The organism is Verrucomicrobiota bacterium, assembly GCA_037139415.1.
Classification (GTDB): domain Bacteria; phylum Verrucomicrobiota; class Verrucomicrobiia; order Limisphaerales; family Fontisphaeraceae; genus JBAXGN01.
Map to the genome: position 1 here is coordinate 19,233 of JBAXGN010000053.1, position 21,568 is coordinate 40,800.

A 21,568-nucleotide genomic window follows, 5' to 3' on the forward strand; every position below is an offset into this window, starting at 1 on the left:
CGTATGACCGAGCTGTGTGGCCAATGCGGGCTGTGTTGCAACGGTGGCTTGTTCGCCGATGTCCGGTTGCGCTCCGCCGTGACGGCCTGGAAGTTACGGCAACTCGGTTTCCCCGCGTCGCGTCATGGGAAAACCTGGCGGCTGCCGCAGCCGTGTCCGGCCTTTGACGGCAGATGGTGCCGCTGCTACGCCGACCGTCCTGGACGCTGCCGCGCCTTTGAATGCCGGCTGCTATTGAACGTGCGAAGCGGGGAATTATCTCCCGCCCAGGCCCTTCAGCGCATCCGCCAAGCCCGTCGCCTGATGGCCGCCGTGGAACGCCGATTGCGCCAATTAGGCGCGACGGAAACCGCGCAACCCCTGAGCCAGCGCTATCAGGCGATGCTGGCTCAGCCTTGGGACTTCAGTCAATCCGCCGCCGCCGTGCGCTGTCGTAACCATCTTTGGTCCGCGTGCCAAAAGCTTGAAGAATTCCTGGCCCACGAGTTTCGCTAACTGGTGTTTTCCCGCCGGACACATGTGCCAGAGTGCCGGATACTTGGGGAAATGCGGATTGCGGAATGGAGCGTTTCCTGAATTCGACGACTATTCGGGCGGTAATTCCAAATCGTGGCCGCGAGGCGGTTTTCCGGTGGTCCGGCCCCCCTTTCCGGACGCCACCACGACATCGCCCACGCTGGTGTAATTTTGGGCTACTCTTGGAGTACTTTGCCATAAGCCTTGACTAATTCATGGCCATCACTTACCCCATGGACGGCAAGAATGAATAATTATGAACCGAGAATTTGAGGGACAAGTAGTGCTGGTAACCGGTGGATCGCGCGGCATTGGCCGGGCGGTCGTGGAACGCTTTGCCGCCCAAGGGGCGCGAGTGTTCTTCACCTATCACAAGGCGGAAGACCAGGCGAAACTGGTGGCGGAAGCCGCCGGGGCCAAGGCCATTCAATGTTCACAAACTGATGCGGCAGCCATTGATGCGACGGTGGCCAGTATTCTTGCGGAGGCCGGCAAGATTGATGTGCTGGTCAATAATGCCGGGATCACCGCCGACATGTTTCTGCTGTTTATGTCCGCCGATGATTGGAACAAGGTGATTGACACGAATTTGAACGGCGCGTTTCGCTGGTGCAAAGCCATTAGCCGTCCCATGCTGGGGGCGCGGCGCGGCGTGATCATTAATCTCGCCTCGATTTCCGGTCTGGTGGGGGTGATGGGGCAGGCGAATTACGCGGCTTCCAAGGGCGCGTTGCTCGCTTTCTCGCGTTCGCTGGCGGCGGAACTGGGCAGCAAGGGGATTCGGGTGAATTCCGTGGTGCCGGGGTTCATCGAAACCGACATGACCGCCAAAGTGCCGCGGCAAATCAAGGAACGCAATCTGGAACACATCGTCCTGAAACGCTTTGGCAAGGCTGCCGAGGTCGCTTCCGTCGTCACGTTTCTGGCCTCCGAAGCCGCGTCGTACATCGTGGGGCAAATGATCGTGGTGGATGGCGGTCTTACAGCCACCGCGCCCTGATCTGGTTGCCGCTTTGGACCAGTGATTGCTGCATGAATGTTTTCCTTTTCCCGGGCCAGGGGTCGCAGGAGGTCGGCATGGCGGCCGACTTGTTCAAGTCGGATTCGTTCTTTCAGGGGTTGGTGCAACGCGCCAGCGACCACGTTCATGCCGATCTCCAGCGCATCTGCCTGCGTGGGCCGGAAAAGCTGCTCGTCCAAACCCGCCATCTCCAACCGTTGTTGGTCTGTGTGTCGCTGGGATATTTCCGGCAGCTCGCGGTGCGTGGGATTCATCCCCAAGGCGTGCTTGGGCATTCCCTCGGAGAGATCACGGCGCTGGCCGCCGCCGGCGTGGTGACGTTCGAGGAAGCGGTGGACATGGCGGCCCGCCGTGGTGAATACATGGATGAGGTTGCCGTCAAGGTGGATGGCGGCATGGTGGCCGTCACCACCCGGCAACGCGATCCGCTGTTGCAGGAGTTGACTGCGGCGAGCTGGCGTGAACGCCTGACGGTGGCGAATGACAACGCGCCCGAGCAAATGGTGATTTCCGGGCAACGCGTGGTTTTGGAGGAAGCCGTCCGGTTTATTCAAGGTGCCCGGCTGGGGCATTGCCGGGTGTTGCCGGTGGCCGGGCCATGGCACAGCCCGTTCATGCGGGAGGCGCAACGGCAGTTTGCCATTTGGCTGCAAGCCACTCATTTTAATGCGCCGCAGATCGGTTTGCTGCTGAATGCCTCGGCCAGTTGGGAAACCGACCCGGCGCACATCCGGGATTTGGCGATCCGTAATCTTTCTGAACCCGTGCAATGGCGTGCCAGCATGGACTGTCTGAAAGCAAAACAACCGGTGCAGCTCTTTGAAGTCGGCCCAGGCCGCATTCTGTCCGGGTTGGCGCGCATCAATGGTTTTGATGAAGCCACTTGCATTGTGAATGTGAATAATTTGCGTGGTGTGGAACTGGCCGCCGCGAGTGTGGAAGAAAAGACGGCGTAAGTTCCAGTTGGACCTAAACACCGAACACCGAATACCGAAAGAAATCCGAAAATTGAATTCCGAAATGGGCGTTAGATCGGGTAATCAATGGATGGTCAGTAGTGCTGCTTTCGGTTTTGGATTTATCCTGTCCATCCTGTTAATCCTGTCATATTCGGTCTTCGGATTTCCTGCATGTTTCACTTGCCCGGGATTTGAAGTTGTTTACAGTAGTCCCATGCAACGGAATCGGACAATCTGGATCGCTGGGTGCGCGCTTTGGCTGGGCATTGCGGGGCAAGCCGCGACGCTCCAGGATTACGCCAAAGAGTATCGCAAACAATTGGCGGAAAAAATCATGCCGTACTGGTATGACACCATGGATCGGGAGCACGGTGGCTACCTGCTGGCGGACGCCCTGAGCGGACGCCAGGTCGCCACGGATAAGAGCCTGGTGACGCAAAGCCGCATGGTGTGGGGATTCGCTCATGCTGATATAAAGGGATTCAGCGACAAACAGCACAATTATCTTAAAGCGGCGGAACACGGCTACCGATTCCTGCTGGAGCATTTTCGCGATCCAGAAAATGGCGGCTATTACTGGAAGTTGGGCACCGACGGGAAAATCCTCGATGATCGCAAGATTCTCTACGGCCAATGCTTTGTCATCTATGCCATGGTCGAGTATTCCCGGGCCAGTGGCCGCCAGGAACCCATTGACCGTGCCATGGAGCTGTATCGTTCGATTCAACAGCGCTCACACGATGCCAACAATGACGGATGGTTTGAACATTTCAAACGGGATTGGACTCCCCTCATGCAGCATGATGAAACCATCGTGGTCGAATTGGGTGGTCACAAAAGCGCCAATACGCACCTGCACCTGATGGAATGCCTTACGGAACTATATGACGTTACCCATCATTCGGAGGTGAAAAAATCGTTGGAGGAATGCTTGCGTTTGAATCAGGATTATTTCTATCCGTTGGAAGCGGGCAAATCCTGTTTTCACCGGCAACCGGATTGGCGACTCGTCACGCGTCCAGCCAGTGCCGGACTGTCCTATGGGCATAATGTGGAGTTTGCCTGGCTGATGATTCGCGCGGAGCTGGTTTTGGGACGCAAGCCGTCCTGGAGCCATTTCAATGCCCATCTGGAACATGCGTTGAAATACGGTTATGACTGGATCAATGGCGGCATCTATGCCCGTGGAATAGACAACCAGCCTGCTACTGCCACGGAGAAAGTCTGGTGGGCGGAAGCGGAATTGATTGCCGCCTTGACCGATGGCCTCAAGCGCAAATGGAATCCCATGTACGAGGCTGCCCTGGAAAAACAGATTCGTTTTATCGCGGAAAAACAAACCGCACCCGACGGCATCTGGTTGGATACCGTGACGAGCGAAGGAAACCCAAAAAGCCCTGGCAAAGCGCACGCGTGGAAGGCGAACTATCACGACGTGCGCGCGATGGTTAAGTTCATGGAAGCGTTTGAAAAGGACTGAACCAGTGGGACGCCAGCCTGGCGTGGAGAATGATTGACAAGAATAAAAGTCGCCGTACAAGTGTCTCCGTCATTTATGCGCTGGCTGGATAATTGGTTGAGCCGGCAGCAGCGGGGGCTGATCGGTGCTATCTTGTTGCTGTTGTTATTGGGGTGGATCGTCAAACACTGGCGGCTATCCCATCTGCCAACCCGTACGGTGGTTCCGGTAGCGCAGTCACATTGATTATGCAGCGGATTAATTTTGAGGAAGAGTTGGACAAGATTGTGAGTCGCGACCCGCGTTTTGAGCGGGAGGCGTATCATTTTGTCCGCGCCGGTCTGGATCACACGCAGAAAATCAGCGGCAAAGCGCCCAAGGATGAGTTGCGTCACGTCAGCGGCCAGCAATTGCTCATCGGCATTCGTGAGTACGCCTTGCGCGAGTTCGGCCCCATGGCGATCACGGTGCTGGAGGATTGGGGCATTACCCGCTGCCAGGATTTTGGCGACATCGTGTTCAACATGATTGAGGCCGGATTGCTGGCCAAGACCGACAAGGACAGCCGGGCGGATTTTCAGACCGGATATGATTTTCAGGATGCCTTTCGGAAACCCTTTTTGCCTGCCGCGAAATGTCCGCCAACGCCCGCGCCATCCGCTTGACCTGAGGGGCTGTTCCCCGCATGCTTGCCGCATTGGCTGGAGGGCAGGGGATGGTGAAGTAATAGCCTGCCACACGTTTTGTTTCCGAGCGTAATTTCGCTTACAGCCATGAATTTGATGCCATGATGACAAATAATGATGAAGTTCCCGCTTTGCCGCCCGGCGTGCAGGTGGTCAACCTTGACAATGGGTTGGTGCTGATTCTCCGCGAAGATCACAGCGCCCCGGTCGTGTCTGCCCAGGCTTGGTGCAAAACTGGCAGCATTCATGAAGGTCGCTGGTTGGGGGCCGGCCTCTCGCATGTACTCGAGCACATGCTGTTCAAAGGCACAACGACGCGCGGATCAGGCAAGATTGACCAGGAGGTCCATGATGCGGGCGGGTACATGAACGCTTACACTAGCTTTGATCGCACGGTTTACTTTATTGACGTGCCCAACACCGGTGCGACGGTGGCGATTGATATCCTGTGCGACATCATGCAGCACGCCACCCTGCCGGAGGCGGAACTGGCCAAGGAAATGGATGTCATTCGCCGTGAGATGGACATGGGCCAGGATGATCCCAATCAACGGTCTGGCCGTCGGCTGTTTGAAACCGCCTATACGCGCAGCCCGTACCGGTTTACCGTCATTGGTTACCCGGATATTTTTAACGAACTCAAGCGGGAAGATATTTTTAATTATTATCGCGAGAAATACACGCCCAACAACCTGTTCATGGTGGTGGTGGGCGACTTCAAGGCGGAGGAGGTTATCGCCCAGGTGCGCGCCGCGTTCGCGAACACGAAGGCCCGTCCCATGCCGCCCGAAGTCCTGCCGGAGGAGCCACGGCAACTCGCCGAGCGTGAAGTGGTGGAGGAAGCCCCGGTGGAGATGGCGCATGTTCATTTCAGTTGGCACATTCCCGATGTCCGGCATACGGATATCCCCGTGCTGGATGTGCTGGCCACCTTGCTGGGTTCCGGAAGGAGTTCCCGCCTGTATCAGGAAGTGCGCGAGAAAGGCCTGGTCGTATCCGCAGATGCCTGGACCTACAATCCCGGTAATCCTGGTTTGTTTGGCATGAGCGCCATGATCGAAGCCGATAAATATGACTCGGCTAAAGCAGCGCTGTTGTCGCAAGTGGAGCGGTTCAAAAACGAATTACCCTCCGAAGCGGAACTCGCCAAAGCTGTCAAACAATTCATCGCCGGCACGCTGTCCGCCCGCAAGACCATGGCGGGGCAGGGGCAGGATTTGGGCGGCAACTGGATTGCGGCCAACGACCTTAATTTCTCCGCACGCTATCTCGAAACCGTTAAGCAGATCACACCGTCCGATTTGCAGCGCGTGGCCCGTGGTTATCTGACCAGGGATAATCGCACCATTTATGCGCTCGTTCCGGAAGGGAGCAAGCAGCGCGTCGCCCTGATGGCGGATACGGCAACACGCACTCCCGTCCAAAGCTTTGTTTTGGCCAATGGAATGCGGTTGCTGCTGAAGGAGGATCACCGCCTTCCGTTCGTGGAATTCCGCGCCGTCTTGCGCGGGGGAATTCTTTCTGAAACCGCGGCGACCAACGGCATTTCCTTGCTGACCGCCAAACTGCTGCTCAAGGGCACGAAGACGCGCCGGGCGGATGAAATCGCACGCGAAATCGAATCGCTGGGCGGCAGTCTGGACACCTTTAGCGCCAATAATACCCTTGGCCTTAGCATGGAAGTGATGCGCGAAGATTTCTCCAAGGGCTTGGAACTGTTTGCCGATGTGATTTTGAATCCCGTTTTTCCGGCAGAGGCGTTTGAACGCGAACGGGAAGTGCAATTGGCCTCGATCCGCGCGCAGCGGGATCATTTGTTGCAATGCGCCATTAAGATGATGCGGCGCGGTCTGTTTGGCGATACCGGTTATGGGTATGATGCCTTGGGGACCGAGGCGGGGTTGGCGCAGTTGACGCCTGCGCACGCGGCCAAGTGCTGGCAGGACCTTGGTGCGCCAGAAAACTGTGTGCTCTCCATTTACGGCAACTTCCAGACCGGGGAGGTCTGTGCCGAGGTGGAAAAAGCACTCGCGGCATGGCAGCGCAAGGCGCACATTCCGGCGTTGCAGCCATCGGCGGCGCTGACGGAAATTCTGCGGCTCGACGAGACTCGCGATAAAAAACAAGGCGTGCTGGTCATCGGCTTTCGCGGGACGACGATGCTGGATGAAGATCGTTTCGCGCTCGAATTGATCCAGGAGTCGTGCAGCGATCTGGGGTCGCGATTGTTCACCCGCATTCGCGAGAAACTCGGGCTCGCCTATTATGTCGGTGCGCAAAATATGTTGGGACTCACGCCGGGCTTCTTTGCGTTTTACGCGGGGACGGAGCCGGATAAAATCAGCGTCTGCGAAGCCGAAATGCTCAGGGAAGTCGCCACCCTCTGCAGCGAGGGGTTGACGGACGAAGAGCTGAAACGTTCCAAGGCCAAGATCATTGGTCAGAAGAAAATTGGTCGCCAGGATTTAGGACACTGTGCCACTGTGGCTGCCTTGGACGAGCTTTACGGGTTGGGGTACCAGAATCACGAAACCGAGGATGCTCGCTATGCGGCGGTGACCTTGGAGCAGATTCGGCATGTCGCGCAAAAATTTCTGACGCCGGATCGCATGGTGGTGGCCGTTATTCGTCCCGAATAAGCAACGGTGTTGGCCTTGAAAACCACGTTGCCTGACATTCGCCGACAATTGCACACTGCCGCCAGTGTGGAGCAAGCGGCCAACTTACAGCGTTTTTTCAAAACCGGGCCCGGCCAATACGGAGCGGGCGACGTCTTCCTGGGCATCAAGGTTCCGCCGATTCGCCGATTGGTGCCATCGGGCGATGAAATGGCGCTGGCCGAGGTGTGCGAGCTTCTGCATTCCCGTTACCACGAGGAGCGCCTGCTCGCGCTGCTGATTCTGGTGCGCCGCTTTCAGCGGAGTGAACCGCCGATGCAACAGAAGATTTTCGAACTGTATCTGCGCGAAACCCGCTACATCAATAACTGGGACCTGGTGGATTTATCCGCGCCGCAAATCGTGGGTGGTTGGCTGTTGATCCGGCCACGCAAGCTTCTGGATGACTTGGCTCGCTCCGAACTTTTATGGGAACGCCGCATTGCGGTGCTCGCCACATTCACCTTTATCCGTCACGGGCAGTTCGATGATACGCTGCGGCTGTGTGAACGTCTGTTGAATGATCCGCATGATTTGATGCACAAGGCGTGCGGTTGGATGCTGCGCGAGGTGGGTAAACGCGAGGTGGTTGTGTTGTCAGCCTTTCTCGAACAACACGCTCTGGCCATGCCGCGCACGATGCTGCGGTATGCCATCGAGCGCTACCCGGAAACGCAACGCCAGGCCTGGTTGCGCGTAAAACCTGCGGCCTAGGCCCCGGTTGGTCTCGTTCCCAAAGCAAAACCCGTCAGGCGATGTTACGCCCAACGGGTTGTTACAGAGTAAAGCGCTATAGGAGTTGCTCGGCTACTTGGCCTCTACGCACACGACATTGCCAGCGGCATTGCGCGCGTAGATTTTTCCGTTGGCCAGCACGGGCACTGTCCAGCATTTACCACCCAGAATTTGCCCGCGTGAAATCGCTTCAAACGCGGTTGTTTGTGCCTTGGCGATGATCAGTTCTCCCTTGGCTCCCAAGACGATCAATTTGCCATCTGCCGCCATCAGCGAGCCCAGGCCCACCGACGCCTCCTGCCACTTGATTTCGCCAGTCTTCCACTCCAGGCAGATCAGGTGACAGGTCTTTCCGGATTGGCCGGTGACGCCGTACAAAAAACCATCCAGCAACACGCAACTATTGAAGTGGTTCATCATGTTTTTATTCATGTAAACCTCTTTGGTCTGTCCACCCTTGAATTCTACCAGCGTGCAACCCTTGCCGTATGAGGAGGACAGAAACACTTGGTTACCGTTGAAAATCGGGTCTGCTGCATTGACGTCGTACTGGGTTTTCCACGGATGCTGCCATAAAATCTGGCCGGTCTTGGGCTCCACGGAGAATAACGTCTCCTTGCCAAAGAATGCCAAGGCGCGTTTTCCCTCGTTGTCGAACGGCACCGCTGACGCATAACCGGCGGCGTCCGGCTCGGTTTTCCACACTACGTTGCCGGTAGCCTTGTCCACCGCCACCCCGGCTTTGTTCACATTCACAACCAACAGGTCTCCCTCAACCAATGGGGAACTCGCGTATCCCCAAGTGGGCAACTTGGCACCGACTTCCTCGGCGATGTTCTTCGACCAGTTGATTTTACCGGTTGCGGCATCAAAACTATAAAGATGCCCGCGTTTGCTCAGGGTATAGACATTCTTGCCATCCACCGTGGGGGTGGCGCTGGTGCCGCCTTCATAATATTTGGCGTCCAATCCGCACGCGTAGCTCTGTTTCCAGATTTCCTTGCCGGTGTTCGCGTCGAAACAATAAACGGTATCCGTTTCGCTGGCGTTGCCGCTGGTATAAAACCGGCCCTCGCTGACAGAGAAAGAAGCAAAACCCATCCCTACTTCTGCCTTCCAAAGGATTTTCGGATTATTGGCCGCGTCGGCTTTCCAGCCGGTTTCCTTCGAGATGCCGTTCAGGTCCGGCCCGCGCCAGCGATACCAATCGAGTGCTTGGACATCAGAAACGATTGCCGTCGAAAACAACGCGGCCATGGCCGCTATCTTTAATTTGTTAAACATACTTGTTTGCATGGCGTGGAGATTACCGAACCACCATTCAGCCGTCAATACTCGTTCGGAGCAGTTGGCGTGCAAAAATCGCCCACAAAATTTCTTTTCGTTCATCTTTTGCACCAAAACTTTTGCAATTTCAAATTAATCAGGAATGGGTGGTACATCTGTTGACCACCCATTCCAGTGCCGTTTCCGCCGTTATTTCACGAAACCTTGGTTTCATCCACCACGATGTAACGGCTGCCACCGTTGGCCCAGAGGCGGACCAAAGTTTGTTTTTCTTTTACGTTCTTGGTCAAGTTGACCGCATCTTCGGCGCTGGTGACGGATTTGCGGTTAATCTCTTGCAACACCATGCCGGGGCGCAGACCCGCCTCGAACGATGCCGAGTTGGGTGCCACATCGGTAATGAGCGCGCCTTTGAGCGCCGGGGGTAGCTTGAATTGCTGACGCAATGCCGGGGATAGGTCGGTGACGGCCACGCCATCCAGCGCTTCTCCGGGGGTGCTGCCATTGGGTTGGCTGGCGGCGGCCACGCGTGCTTCCGGCAAGGTCTTCAAAGTGGCTTTGACGGTTTTCTCTTTGCCGTCACGCATGAGTTTGAGTTCCACCTTGTTGCCGGGTTTGAGTTGCGCGACGGTCAGCCGCAAATGCCGGCTGTCTCGCACCTCTTTACCATTGATGCCGGTGATGATGTCGCCATCCTTCAAACCCGCCTCGGCGGCGGCGCTGTTCGCGGTGACTTCGCCGACCAACGCGCCTTTGGCATCGTTCAGGCTGAATTGTTTGGCTAATTCAGGCGTGAGATCCTGGATGGCTACGCCCAGGAAGCCGCGCTCGACTTTGCCAAATTCAATGAGTTGTTCCATCACTTGCCGCGCGAGGTTGCACGGTACGGCAAAACCCACGCCGTGATTGCCGCCGCTGCGGCTCAGGATGGCGGTGTTGATGCCGATGAGGCGACCTTCGGCGTCAATCAGTGCGCCGCCTGAGTTGCCGGGGTTGATGGAGGCATCGGTCTGGATGAAGTCTTCATACTCCTCAATGCCCATGCCGCCGCGCCCCATGGCGCTGATGATGCCGGAGGTTACCGTCTGGCCGATGCCAAACGGATTGCCAATCGCCAGCACGATGTCGCCGACTTCCAGGTTGTCGCTGTTGCCAAACGTCGCATAGGATAAGCCCTTGGCCTCAATCCTCAATACTGCAAGGTCCGTCTTGGGGTCGCGCCCCACAACCTTGGCCGTGTATTCCCTGCGGTCCTTTTCCAGCATCACTCTGATTTCATCCGCTCCATCCACAACGTGGTTATTGGTGAGGATGTAGCCGTCCTCGGTGACGATCACCCCGGAGCCAAGACTGCGCTGGGTGTGCGTCTTGGGTTGCTGCGGGTTCTGGCCAAAGGGCCGGCCAAAGAACTGTTGGAACATCGGATCTTCAAACATGGGGTTCCCGCCCATGGCCAGCTCATTGCGCACTTTCTTCGTGGTGAAGATATTGACCACACTGGGCGCGGTTTTCTTGACCACACTCGCGAAGCTGCTCGTGGGGCGGGAGTCACGCGTCAGTGGGTGGTCATTCACGGACACGTTGACTTCTGCCTTGGCCAGTTTGATGGCGGGTGCGCCGCCGAAGGCATTACCAGCGGACAGATAGAGCGTTGTTCCACCGGCCAGGGCCAGGGCCCCCGCCGCCATCCATTTCATCATCCAGGTTTTCATAGTTGTATAATTCAATTTCGTTGTTGTCGTTGGGGTGCCGTTCCACGGTCGCCCGGTTTCATCTGCTTCAACCATGCCACACCCGGATTGCCGGAGCCTTTCCTGAACATTACAAGAATGTAAGGGAGAGTAATTCGAGACTCGACGCCGACGGACGGCTTGCTACCATTTGAGCGACGTTTGATTTGGCAGGAAACTTATTTTATGAGATGCATGAACTATTGCGTGATGACCGGCGTACTTTTGACACTGTGCGCGGCGCGCCTGCCGCTCTCGGCGGCGGATGGCTTGGAACTGAGAGCGGAACAAAAGGCGGATCGGATCGTCATATATGTCGGCCAGGACGTCTTCACGGAATATCTCTTCCTGGACACGGAGAAATATCCGTATTTCTTTCCAGTGAACGGGCCAATCACGCTTCAAGGCGTCACCACCAAACGGGAAACCAACTATCCGCATCATAGTTCGCTGTTCTTTGGCTGTGACCAGGTCAATGGCGGTAATTACTGGCAGGAGGGCTTGGACCGGGGGCGTATTATTTCAAAGGGCGTGAAGATTGTGACAGGGCAGGGGCGGGAGGTGGTCTTTGAGCAGCAATGTTCATGGGAACGTCCAGGTGCTGAATCGCCCTTTGACGATCAACGTCGCATCCGTCTGGCCGCGCCCACCCGGGAATTGCGATATATTGATTTTGAAATCACACTAACGCCGAAGATTGACGTAGTCATCCGCAAGACGAATCATTCGTTGTTCTCCGCCCGCATGAAACCGGGGCTGTCCGTCAAGGGCGGCGGCAGGTTGCGGAATGCCCAAGGGGATTCTGGTGAGAAAGACACTTTTGGAAAAACCTCACCGTGGATGGATGCGCGCGGCAAGAATGGCGATGCCGTCGAGGGGTTGGCGATCTTGAATCATCCTAAAAACCGTTGGAGCATACCGCAGTGGTTCACCCGTGATTACGGATTTTTTTCCCCCGCGCCCATGAATTGGCTGGATAAGGACGGGTTAAAACTGGCGAAGGGAGAAAAGCTCAACTTGCGCTATCGCGTGCTGGTTCATGCCGGCGATCCCGCGATGAACGTGATTGAGGCTGAATACCAAAAATGGGCGGCAGCGGATAGATAGTACGAATGAGATTTGATAAATGATGATTGAACGAGTACATTTCGCTCGCCGTTTGGCCTGAAGTGCCCGGTAAACAAATATGCCAAGTGATCATTTTAGGGTCGAGTTACAGCCGCTAATCCTCGTGGTGGACCCCGACGCTGCTGCCCGGCAAAAACTGGTTCTGCTATTGAGCAGCATGGGCTTGCAGGTGCAGGAAAGTACCTCTGGCAACGACGCTTGGCAGTTGCTTTACCAGCAGCGTCCGAACCTCGTTCTACTGGCTCACCATCGGGCCGGGTTGGATGCGGATGCGTTTTGCGTTCAAATCAAGAGCGAGCCGGATTTTGCCGAAGTAGGGGTGGTTTTCATGGATGTGGACCAACCGGTGGGAGTAAACGTCGGTAAGGCGTCTTCCATGGATCGTGCGGATGGTCATATCCGATTACCCATCAGTGATGAAGATATGCTTGAACGGATTGGCATCTTTCTGCGTCTGCAATGGGCGGAGTCCGCGCTATGGCACAGTGAGCGCAAATATCGCGCGTTGCTGGAAATGGCGCAGGATGGCATGGCGCTGCTTTCGCAGGATGGCACGGTTCGCTTTGCGAATGTCACCCTTGCGCGTATCCTCGGGCATCCCAGTAGTGATTTGTCTGGCACTTCGCTGGTTTCATTTTTCGATGAAGCCAGCCGTCAACTCATGGAAAACTGGCTGATGGAAGGGTCGTTGCGGCGTGGGCAACAGCGCGAATTCACCTTGATGCGTCCGGATCATACGGAGGTCCGAGTGCAGGCGATGCTCACGGATATTTCGGATTCCAGTGTGGCGGAGCGCGAATTGCTGTTTATGGCGCGGGATGTGACGGTTCATCGGCAGACCGAAGAAAAGTTGCGTCAATTGTTCCGGGCAACAGAACAAAGCCCTGCTACGATCGTCATCACCGATGTAGCGGGTGCCATAGAGTATGTGAACCCCAAGTTCAGCAGTGTCACCGGGTATTCGTCCAAGGAAGCCTTGGGCAAAAATCCCCGCATTTTGAAATCAGGGGTGCAAGGCAAAGAATTTTATCTTGAAATGTGGCAGACCTTGACCGCTGGCAAAGAGTGGCGGGGCGAGTTTCATAACCGGAAAAAGGATGGCACCATCTATTGGGAATCCGCCTCAATCTCTCCCCTCCGCAATGAGGTGGGGCAGATTACCCATTACATTGCGGTCAAAGAGGATATTTCCCTCCGAAAACAACTGGAGGAGGAACGGGAACAATTGGTCAACGATTTGCGCGAGGCGCTGGCCAACGTCAAGACTTTGAGTGGGTTGCTGCCCATTTGCGCCTCTTGCAAGCGGATTCGGGATGACCGTGGTTATTGGGAGACCGTGGAAGGGTATGTCGGACGCCATTCGGGTGCCCGGTTCAGCCATGGAATGTGCCCGGAATGCGCCAAAAAATGGTTGCAAGACGCTGGGTTGGAACCGCCAGTGGATAAGTTATGATTGCCCGTGGCATGGTTTGATTATGGAACGGATTGGAATATATGGCGGCTCTTTTAACCCGGTGACGTGCGGACATCTGTTGGTGGCCCGCGCCGCGCTGGAAGAGGCCCAACTCGATCGTTTGCACTTCGTCCCTGCCGCACAATCACCGTTCAAGCCGGATCAACTGTTGGCATCGGGCGACGCCCGTTGTCGTTGGTTGCGGTTGGCACTGGCGGGTTGGGAACGTTGCGAACTGGACGATCAGGAATTGAAACGCGGCGGGGTTTCATATACAGTGGATACGTTGCGCGATTACGCCCGGCGATTTCCCGATGCCACCTTGTGTTATCTGATTGGTGCGGACCATCTGTGCAAGTTACCGCAATGGCGGGATGCCGGCACCTTGGCGAACTTGGCGGAGTTTCTCGTCATTCCACGCCCCGGCGAGGTTGCTGCAGCGTTGCCGCCGCCGTTCCGCGGGCGTCTGCTTAAAGGTTTCCCGCTGGGAGTTTCCGCCTCGGAAGTGCGGGCGCGGCTCAAAGCGGGTTTGCCCATCGCCGGGCTTGTGCCGGAAACCGCGGTGGAAATAATCGAAAAATCCGGGCTTTATCTTTAACCAAACCTCTGTTAGACTAATCAAATGGATTCGAAAAAGCTGGCGAATTTGTGTCGGGAACTGGCCGATAACAAGAAAGCGGAAAATATCGTGGTGCTGGACGTGCGGGAGTTGGCTTCCGTCACGGACTATTTTGTCATTTGCACTGGTTCAAGCGAGCCTCATTTAAGGGCGATCGCGGAAGAAATTACTTCTACACTGCACGAGGAGCACGGGCAGCGGGCACGAGCTATTGATGGCCGAATGCCCACCTCCTGGCAGGTGCTCGACTATCTGGATGTGATCGTGCATATCATGAAACATGACGTGCGGGCCAAGTATGACCTGGAAAGTCTATGGGGGGATGCGCCGCGCCTGAAAGGCAGCCGTCGTCGTACCGTCAAGAAGCCCGAAGCGGGTTGAGGGCAGGGTGTGCGTTGCATCAGGAAGACCGGTCGTGGTTGCACTTTGGCAGGTTGATGGCACGTTAGACCGTGCATGAAAATAATATCAAATAATGGCATGAAAAAATTACTCTTCACCCTCATGGTTTGCGGTGGTGCTTTTGCGCTGTGCGCGGCAGACCTCAACTGGATGACTGATCTGCCGGCGGCTCAGAAAAAAGCCAAGGCCGACAATAAACTCGTCTTTATGAACTTTACCGGATCGGACTGGTGCGGCTGGTGTAAAAAAATGGATGCCGATGTGTTTTCGAAAAAGGAATTCAAGGAATACGCCGACAAAAAACTGGTGATGGTTTTTGTGGATTTTCCCCGCAAGCCGCTCGCGGCTGAACAAAAGCAAGCCAACGAGGCACTGAAGTCAAAATACGAGATAAAAGGATATCCGACGCTGATCGTTTTGGACGCCCAGGGCGAGGTGGTTCACAAAAACGTTGGGTACCAGGGCGATGTGCAGAAGTGGATCAAGACCCTTGACGCTGCGAAAAAGAGCCATTGATGATGATGGCTGGCTGAGGGCGAACTGGACAGGCGGGTACGCAGGCGCCGCAGCCGTTGCATTTGTCCGGATTAACGCTGGGTTCGGTAGCGAAGCCGTCCTTTGAGGTTTGGATGAATAGAGCGTGGTAGGGACAAACTCTGATGCAGGCGGTGCATTCCCGTCCGCTCGCCAACAGGCAGATATCCAAATCAATTATTGCCCGCCCAATGTGGCACGCATTTTTTTGTTCCAAGGAGAGTTGTTTAATGGCCCCGCTGGGGCAGACTTCGGTGCAGCGATGACAGTCGCTGCGGCAAAAATCACTGGTGAAAGCGAGGCAGGGCGTCAGCAGGTTGGCAAAACCGTATGTTCCCAGATCGGGTTGAATAATGTGCGCGGGACACGCTTGACTGCAATTGCCACAGCGAATGCATACTCCGGCAAAGTTTTCCTCGGCAACGGAGCCCGGCGGGCGCAAGGGAGATTTCGTTTGGCCTTTTCCGCAGGTCACCCAGAGGGCCAGTGCGGCTCCAGCGCTGCTTGAAAGGAATTCACGACGCCCCGCTGTGAACCGGGAAGTCATGGTGGGAGTTCCCGACGGTTCCAGAACGTCGCATCGCTTCCCGGATTTTCGGCAACGCTGAGGCCAAGCCAGAAACTCTTGGGTGGCGCCCAACGGGCAAACGCGCGTACACCAAACGTGCGGGAAGAGCCAATCGAACAGCAACAGCAATGGCAGGCTCACGCCTGGCAATAAAGCCGCAAGGGTTAGCGGGCGATGCCAGGCGTTGATGAAACTGTTAAAAATGGCGAGCGGATCCAACCAGAGCAACAAAGGGTACCCCACAAGCGCACCACCCAAGGTCAGCAATACCAAAATTTTACCAATCGGTAGCAGCGTCCGATTTTTCAGCATCGCATTGGGATGAATTCGGGCCAGCAATTCCTGAAGGGTTCCGGTGGGGCAGGCATAGTGACAAAACCAACGCGGGATGAGCATAGCCAACACTACCACTGGCAGGGCGAGGACGGCCAATATGGAAGCCTCTCGAAGTGCGAGGACGGAAGCCAAGGCAATATGAGGGCTCAGGGCAGGGAGGCATGACGCCGTCCATGCCATCTCTCGTGCGGGCAATGCCACAATGACGGACGCCAACAGAAACAGTCCGCGCAAGGCGGTTCGACTACGCGAGTTTGGGTTTGCCAGCATGGTTTGCAGGCTATCCGAGGTACGCCCTTTGGCTGAGCAACGGGCGGCGATTCATGTTTGTGTTCATGTATGTTTTCATTAATTCATTCACGGGCTGAATGAGATTCTTGTGACACGGGAGGATCAAGAATGCAAGCAATTCCCACCGTGGTCAATGAAACGCAACTGATACCGAATAATCTTCCTCTGGCTACCGTCTGATTACAGACATTTCATGCATACGTGTTTTAAAAAGAAATATTTGCCGGTGTTGCTGCTGATAACGATTGCCTGGCTGGCCCAGGCCGCTGAGAAGCCATCGCCGGTTGCCACCCCTGCCGCGCCCGAAATTCTGGCGACCCTCAAAAAGCCCCATCCACGCCTGCTTATGTCCACCGAAGATTTTGCGCGGCTGCGCAAGGAAGTGGACACCGATCCAAACCTGCAGAAATGGTTTCAACGGGTGCGCGATAACGCCGGCAAAATCCTCCGGGAAACCCCTGTCAAATATGAAATTCCCGATGGGTTGCGTCTTTTGGCCACCAGCCGAAAAGTGGTGGATCGGGTGTATTGTCTGGCGCTCATGTATCGTCTGAGCGGCGATGCCAAATACGCGGAACGCGCCTGGAAGGAACTGGAAACAGCGGCGGCGTTCCAAGACTGGAATCCCAAACACTTTCTGGATACCGCTGAAATGAGTCTTGGCTTTGCCATTGGCTACGACTGGTTGTTTGATTATTGGACACCCCAGCAAAAGACGGTGCTGCGCACCGCGATTGTGGAAAAAGGGCTAAAATTGGGCGTGGATTGTCAACGTGGCAAGGCGGCCAAGGGAGTCGGCAGTTTTTGGGTGCGTGCGCATCACAACTGGAACCAAGTGTGCAATGGCGGCATTGGCATGGGGGCCTTGGCCGTCGCGGATGAGGTGCCTGCCTTGGCGGGCGAGTTTTTGGAGGCGTCCCTGAAATCCATTCAACTTGCGATGATGGAATATGGACCGGATGGCGCTTGGGCGGAAGGGCCCGGCTATTGGAATTATGCCACCATGTACAATGTGACGTTCCTCGCGGGCCTCGAATCGGCCTTGGGAACCGATTATAAGCTATCCAGCATCCCGGGCTTTTCGGAAGCCGGCTCGTTTCCCATCACGGCGGTTGGTCCCACCGGTAGATCCTTCAACTATGCTGATGCCCATGAAGGCGGCATCACCGCCTCCTGCCTCTTATGGCTGGCGAACAAGTTTAACCGGCCGGATTATGCGGTGTATGAGATTCAAGGCACCGTCGGTTCGCCAACGGATATGATCTGGTATAACTCTCGCCTGGACCTTAAGACCGCCAAGCAAGCGCCCTTGGACAAGTATTTTCGCGGGGCGGAAGTGGTCTCGCTGCGCGGGGCTTGGAATGATAAGAACGCCTCGTGGGTCGCTTTCAAGGCGGGCGATAACAAGGCGAATCATAGTAATTTGGATCTCGGGGTATTTGTCATGGAAGCCTTGGGGGTGCGCTGGGCGGTGGACCTTGGCGCAGACAACTATAACATGCCGGGATATTTTGGCGGGCAGCGATGGAACTATTACCGGATGCGCGCGGAAGGGCATAATACTTTGGTGCTTAACCCTGGCAAAGAGGCGGATCAGGACCCGAAGTCCGTCGCCAAGGTAGTTCGTTTTGAAACCTCGCCCAATCTGGCGTTTGGCATCACTGATTTGTCGCCCGCGTATGCGCGGCAGGCTGCCAGCGTGTTGCGCGGCATCGCCTTGTTGAATCGAAAACAAGTGCTGATTCAGGATGAAGTACGGATGGCCAAGCCGGGAGAACTCTGGTGGTTCATGCACACAGCGGCCACCATTCAACTCGATAATAGCGGTTCAAAGGCGACGTTACAGCGGGACGGTCAACGTTTAGTGGCCAGCATCTTGTCACCTGCCAGCGCCCGGTTCACGGTTATGAACGCGCAGCCTTTGCCGACGTCGCTCAACCCGGAAATGCAGAATAAAAACGCCAAAATCAAAAAGCTGGCAATTAACCTGAAGGCAGTGGCCGATGAGCGACTGGTGGTGCTGTTGACTCCCCTGCGTGAAGGGGAATCGGCGGCGGCCAACCCAGCCGTCAAGCCCCTCGCCAATTGGACGGCAAAATAAACCTATTTGCCCGCCGCATAAGTGCATACCGGGCCAAGTTGGCTGTCCATTACACGCCGTAAAGCGAAAATAGGCCCGTTTGGATCATTCCCAACTTGCGGAGCGCAATATCCACAACTAGCACTTCCAAGATCACAAACAGCACAAAGCTGGCTGTGACCAACCACCAATTAAGCCATCGTACAAATACACGCATAAAATCCGTGTATAGCAGGTATTATGCCAATAGGCTGGTTAGCAGCAGCGATTTATGCCGGTGTATTTCTTTTCAGCAACTTCGACGTAAGCTTCGGCGGCGGTTTTGGTGTTCGCGCGACTGGAACTACCTAAGAGGCTGATAGTTGGGGCACAGGTGTGGGTGGTTTGGGCAACACAAGCACAGTCGTTCCCGGTTTTCTGGGCGCGTTCGATGGCGGCTTCGCCCGAGATTTCCCGGGCAGCCAGCGCCAGAAAGGCAAAGATGCCCAACCATTGGACAGGCTTGCCTTCGGCCACAGCGTAGTTCGGCAGCCAGACGGCTTCGGTTTCCTGGAGTTGCGCGAGTTTGCGGCGGGTGATCAGAAAGAACCACTCGCGAATGCTCAGTGCCAGGATGATCAGTACCAGAATAATGAAGCCGGCGGTGACGGTTGCATCCACGGTGTTGTTGAAGTGCTGGGTACGATTGTCCTTCAAGGCCTTTTGCGCGGCTTTCAAGGCATCGGGGTTGCTGGTGATTTGCGGGTCGGCCAGTTTGGCTTCGAGCGCCGGACGGGCTTCTGAAAGGCTATGGGCGGCAGACAGGAAACCGATGCGTTTGTCGGCATTGAAGATTTTCTGACCACCAGCGGTGAGGGTAACCGCCAGGAGCCAGATCAAGGGAATCAAAGTCACCATGGCGAACCAAGGGTTCCCGGCTTTATTGGGTTGAAGTTGGGATTTGAGGATGACGGTCGTTGCCAGGCAGAGGGCGATGGCCGCCAGCATTTGATTGGCGATGCCAAAAATTGGCCAAAGGGCTTTAATGCCGCCATCAGGATCGAGTACACCCATGATGAGGAAGAATCCCCAGCCCATGACGAAGAGTGTGCTGGCGATGAGGTTGGATTTGGTGCTCTTAATGTCACCCAATGGTTTCCAAACTCGTCCGAGCACATCTTGCAGGAGGTAGCGGCCCACACGGGTACCGGCGTCCACCGTGGTAAGAATGAACAGCGCCTCGAACATGATGGCAAAGTGGTACCAAAGGTCAATCCAGCGACCTTTGGTGACTTTGGAAAAGATTTGTGCCATGCCAACGGCGAGTGTGGCGGCACCGCCGGTGCGGCCGTATAACGTTTTTTCGCCAACCTGCTTGGCCAGGGTATCCATGGTTTCGGTCGAGACTTTGACGGGCACAGCTTGACCGATTTTGGTGACGGGATCGGTCTGCCAGACTTTGAAACCGGAATTTTCCACCCGTGCTTTGGTGGCGGCGGCGACGGCGGGAAGGTCCGCGCCTGGGGCTTTGACGTTCATGCTCAAGTAAATGCCTGGGTCCATGGCACAAGCGGCCACCATGGCCATGATGGCGACGAGTGATTCCAAGCACATGGCACCGTAGCCAATGGAGCGAACGTAGCTTTCGCGCGTGATGATCTTGGGGGTAATGCCGCTGGCAATCAGGGTGTGAAAGCCGGAGATCGCACCGCAGGCAATGGTGATAAAGCAGAAGGGGAAGAGCTTGCCGGGAACCACCAAGCCAGAACCATCCACGAATTGGCTGATCGCCGGCATTTGCAGGTTGGGCAGCACGATGAATACGCCCAAGACCAAGGCAAAGATGGTGCCGAGTTTCATGAACGTGCTCAGGTAATCGCGTGGTGCTAATAGCAGCCAGACCGGCAGCACGCTCGCGGCCAAGCCGTAGAGGATTACCGCCCACGCCAATGGCTTGGCTTCCAGCGTGAAAAGTTTGGAGAGTTCCGGGTCGCGATATACAAATTGCCCGCCCCATACCGCCAGCAGCAGCAGGATCACGCCCATGATGGAAACTTCCATCACTTTGCCGGCGCGAATAAAACGCAGGTAACCGCCCATGAACATGGCGATGGGAATCGTCGCGCCCACGGTGAAAACGCCCCACGGACTTTCCGCCAGCGCATTGACGACCACCAGCGCCAGCACCGCCAGCAGAATCGTGAGGATTGCCAGGATGCCGACCAAGCCGATTGCACCGGCCAGCGAATTCAGTTCATCCCGCACCATTGTTGCCAGCGACTTGCCATCCCGCCGCACGGATGCGAACAGAATCACCATATCTTGCACCGCCCCGCCGAGCACCACGCCGATGAGAATCCATAACGTGCCCGGCAAATAGCCGAACTGGGCCGCTAACACCGGGCCCACCAACGGTCCGGGTCCCGAGATGGCGGCGAAATGATGGCCGAAGACGATCCATTTGTTGGTTTTTACGTAATCTTTTCCGTCCTCATGCACCTCGCACGGTGTGGCCCGCCGATCATCCAGCATTAGCACGCGCGTCGCGATCCATTTGGAATAAAAACGGTAGCCAATGGCGTAGGTACACAGCGCGGCAACCAGGATATAAATGGAATTGATTGGTTCATTACGGTTTATGGCCAGCGCGGTGTATGCAAACGCACCCGCCACTGCCAAGCCTGCCCAAAGCAGAATTGAAATGATTTTTTTCACAATGTGCTACCAGATGAATGACGCTGGAAATTATCGCCAGCCGGAGACTTTCGTAAAGTAGAAAATGCAAGAAAGCACATGGCGGTGAAGCAGGGACATAGTGAACCCGAAATTCGAAATCTCTGGTATCCGTCTCCTTGCTCGACGGCTACAAAAAAAGCCGGGCGATTAAGCCCGGCTTTTGTGTTGGTGTGCATTCGCGTCCGTTGACGCGGAAATCTAAGGTTATGGCGTTGGGGCGCTGCCGATCCGGTAGAACTTGAAGCCCCCGGTTGCCGCCGCGTCTTGCAATACCTGTGGCCCGGTCACGTTCGTCACCCCGAGCACGAACGTCCACGTTCCTTCCGTCAGGCTGTTTCGCGCTTCCAACCAGTACGCCCGGTTCGGCTCCGCCACCACCGTCGTCTGGAACG

The 21,568-nt window shown here is 56.0% G+C and carries 18 protein-coding genes; 13 read left to right on the forward strand and 5 right to left on the reverse strand.

Translation table 11 applies throughout. The features are described 5' to 3' along the window. Nucleotides 1-3: 3 nt before the first annotated feature. The 7 genes from WCO56_11285 to WCO56_11315 all read left to right on the forward strand — a co-directional run bounded on the left by WCO56_11285 (nucleotide 4) and on the right by WCO56_11315 (nucleotide 8,012). The gene (locus WCO56_11285; protein MEI7730147.1) at nucleotides 4-495 is read left to right on the forward strand and encodes a YkgJ family cysteine cluster protein; all 492 of its coding nucleotides are present in this window, start codon (nucleotides 4-6) and stop codon (nucleotides 493-495) included. Between the two features lie 277 nt (nucleotides 496-772). Then, complete coding sequence (gene fabG / locus WCO56_11290; protein MEI7730148.1) at nucleotides 773-1,516, forward strand: 3-oxoacyl-ACP reductase FabG; 744 nt, start codon at nucleotides 773-775, stop codon at nucleotides 1,514-1,516. Between the two features lie 32 nt (nucleotides 1,517-1,548). Continuing rightward, nucleotides 1,549-2,493 (forward strand): ACP S-malonyltransferase, encoded by a 945-nt coding sequence (locus WCO56_11295; protein ID MEI7730149.1) that lies wholly within the window; start codon nucleotides 1,549-1,551, stop codon nucleotides 2,491-2,493. 217 nt (nucleotides 2,494-2,710) lie between these two features. Next, nucleotides 2,711-3,976: an AGE family epimerase/isomerase gene (locus WCO56_11300; GenBank protein MEI7730150.1), complete on the forward strand. Its 1,266-nt coding sequence runs from the start codon at nucleotides 2,711-2,713 to the stop codon at nucleotides 3,974-3,976. Between the two features lie 227 nt (nucleotides 3,977-4,203). Beyond that, nucleotides 4,204-4,620, forward strand: a complete 417-nt coding sequence (locus WCO56_11305; protein ID MEI7730151.1) for a Minf_1886 family protein — start codon at nucleotides 4,204-4,206, stop codon at nucleotides 4,618-4,620. Between the two features lie 122 nt (nucleotides 4,621-4,742). Further along, nucleotides 4,743-7,280 carry a pitrilysin family protein gene (locus tag WCO56_11310; protein ID MEI7730152.1) on the forward strand — a complete coding sequence of 846 codons (2,538 nt, stop codon included), beginning with the start codon at nucleotides 4,743-4,745 and terminating at the stop codon, nucleotides 7,278-7,280. A gap of 15 nt (nucleotides 7,281-7,295) precedes the next feature. Then, complete coding sequence (locus WCO56_11315; protein ID MEI7730153.1) at nucleotides 7,296-8,012, forward strand: DNA alkylation repair protein; 717 nt, start codon at nucleotides 7,296-7,298, stop codon at nucleotides 8,010-8,012. A 93-nt stretch (nucleotides 8,013-8,105) separates the two neighbouring features. On the opposite strand, the gene WCO56_11320 is transcribed toward WCO56_11315, so the two are convergent. Further along, entirely contained in the window at nucleotides 8,106-9,317 is a 1,212-nt protein-coding gene (locus WCO56_11320; protein MEI7730154.1) for a PQQ-binding-like beta-propeller repeat protein, read from the reverse strand. A 197-nt stretch (nucleotides 9,318-9,514) separates the two neighbouring features. Further along, nucleotides 9,515-11,032, reverse strand: a complete 1,518-nt coding sequence (locus tag WCO56_11325; protein ID MEI7730155.1) for a DegQ family serine endoprotease — start codon at nucleotides 11,030-11,032, stop codon at nucleotides 9,515-9,517. 204 nt (nucleotides 11,033-11,236) lie between these two features. Between WCO56_11325 and WCO56_11330 the strand changes: the two genes are divergently transcribed. The 5 genes from WCO56_11330 to WCO56_11350 all read left to right on the forward strand — a co-directional run bounded on the left by WCO56_11330 (nucleotide 11,237) and on the right by WCO56_11350 (nucleotide 15,168). Further along, nucleotides 11,237-12,157, forward strand: coding sequence for a PmoA family protein (locus WCO56_11330; GenBank protein ID MEI7730156.1), 921 nt, complete (start codon nucleotides 11,237-11,239; stop codon nucleotides 12,155-12,157). A gap of 79 nt (nucleotides 12,158-12,236) precedes the next feature. Further along, the gene (locus WCO56_11335; protein ID MEI7730157.1) at nucleotides 12,237-13,631 is read left to right on the forward strand and encodes a PAS domain S-box protein; all 1,395 of its coding nucleotides are present in this window, start codon (nucleotides 12,237-12,239) and stop codon (nucleotides 13,629-13,631) included. Between the two features lie 22 nt (nucleotides 13,632-13,653). Next, the gene (gene nadD / locus WCO56_11340; protein ID MEI7730158.1) at nucleotides 13,654-14,229 is read left to right on the forward strand and encodes a nicotinate (nicotinamide) nucleotide adenylyltransferase; all 576 of its coding nucleotides are present in this window, start codon (nucleotides 13,654-13,656) and stop codon (nucleotides 14,227-14,229) included. A gap of 24 nt (nucleotides 14,230-14,253) precedes the next feature. Continuing rightward, a complete protein-coding gene (gene rsfS, locus WCO56_11345; GenBank protein ID MEI7730159.1) occupies nucleotides 14,254-14,631 on the forward strand; it encodes a ribosome silencing factor in 378 nt (125 codons plus the stop codon). Between the two features lie 99 nt (nucleotides 14,632-14,730). Beyond that, a complete protein-coding gene (locus WCO56_11350; protein ID MEI7730160.1) occupies nucleotides 14,731-15,168 on the forward strand; it encodes a thioredoxin family protein in 438 nt (145 codons plus the stop codon). Here the strand turns inward: WCO56_11350 and WCO56_11355 are convergent. Then, entirely contained in the window at nucleotides 15,134-16,360 is a 1,227-nt protein-coding gene (locus WCO56_11355) for a 4Fe-4S binding protein (GenBank protein ID MEI7730161.1), read from the reverse strand. The two genes, WCO56_11350 and WCO56_11355, sit on opposite strands and share 35 nt — an antisense overlap. Nucleotides 16,361-16,574: 214 nt before the next feature. Here WCO56_11355 and WCO56_11360 point away from each other — a divergent pair, with 214 nt between their 5' ends. After that, nucleotides 16,575-18,482, forward strand: a complete 1,908-nt coding sequence (locus tag WCO56_11360) for a DUF4962 domain-containing protein (GenBank protein MEI7730162.1) — start codon at nucleotides 16,575-16,577, stop codon at nucleotides 18,480-18,482. Between the two features lie 234 nt (nucleotides 18,483-18,716). On the opposite strand, the gene WCO56_11365 is transcribed toward WCO56_11360, so the two are convergent. Then, a complete protein-coding gene (locus tag WCO56_11365; GenBank protein MEI7730163.1) occupies nucleotides 18,717-21,155 on the reverse strand; it encodes a carbon starvation CstA family protein in 2,439 nt (812 codons plus the stop codon). Nucleotides 21,156-21,380: 225 nt separating this feature from the next. After that, nucleotides 21,381-21,568 (reverse strand): hypothetical protein (locus tag WCO56_11370; protein MEI7730164.1); only part of this gene is annotated, 188 nt, incomplete at its 5' end.

Coding starts and splice junctions, on each gene's coding strand:
- WCO56_11285 (MEI7730147.1), top strand. CDS start 4: ATGACCGAGCTGTGTGGCCAATGCGGGCTGTGTTGCAACGGTGGCTTG.
- WCO56_11360 (MEI7730162.1), top strand. CDS start 16,575: ATGCATACGTGTTTTAAAAAGAAATATTTGCCGGTGTTGCTGCTGATA.
- WCO56_11325 (MEI7730155.1), bottom strand. CDS start 11,032: ATGAAAACCTGGATGATGAAATGGATGGCGGCGGGGGCCCTGGCCCTG.
- rsfS (MEI7730159.1), top strand. CDS start 14,254: ATGGATTCGAAAAAGCTGGCGAATTTGTGTCGGGAACTGGCCGATAAC.
- WCO56_11335 (MEI7730157.1), top strand. CDS start 12,237: ATGCCAAGTGATCATTTTAGGGTCGAGTTACAGCCGCTAATCCTCGTG.
- WCO56_11300 (MEI7730150.1), top strand. CDS start 2,711: ATGCAACGGAATCGGACAATCTGGATCGCTGGGTGCGCGCTTTGGCTG.
- WCO56_11320 (MEI7730154.1), bottom strand. CDS start 9,317: ATGTTTAACAAATTAAAGATAGCGGCCATGGCCGCGTTGTTTTCGACG.
- WCO56_11355 (MEI7730161.1), bottom strand. CDS start 16,360: ATGCTGGCAAACCCAAACTCGCGTAGTCGAACCGCCTTGCGCGGACTG.
- nadD (MEI7730158.1), top strand. CDS start 13,654: ATGGAACGGATTGGAATATATGGCGGCTCTTTTAACCCGGTGACGTGC.
- WCO56_11310 (MEI7730152.1), top strand. CDS start 4,743: ATGATGACAAATAATGATGAAGTTCCCGCTTTGCCGCCCGGCGTGCAG.
- WCO56_11305 (MEI7730151.1), top strand. CDS start 4,204: ATGCAGCGGATTAATTTTGAGGAAGAGTTGGACAAGATTGTGAGTCGC.
- fabG (MEI7730148.1), top strand. CDS start 773: ATGAACCGAGAATTTGAGGGACAAGTAGTGCTGGTAACCGGTGGATCG.
- WCO56_11330 (MEI7730156.1), top strand. CDS start 11,237: ATGAGATGCATGAACTATTGCGTGATGACCGGCGTACTTTTGACACTG.
- WCO56_11350 (MEI7730160.1), top strand. CDS start 14,731: ATGAAAAAATTACTCTTCACCCTCATGGTTTGCGGTGGTGCTTTTGCG.
- WCO56_11295 (MEI7730149.1), top strand. CDS start 1,549: ATGAATGTTTTCCTTTTCCCGGGCCAGGGGTCGCAGGAGGTCGGCATG.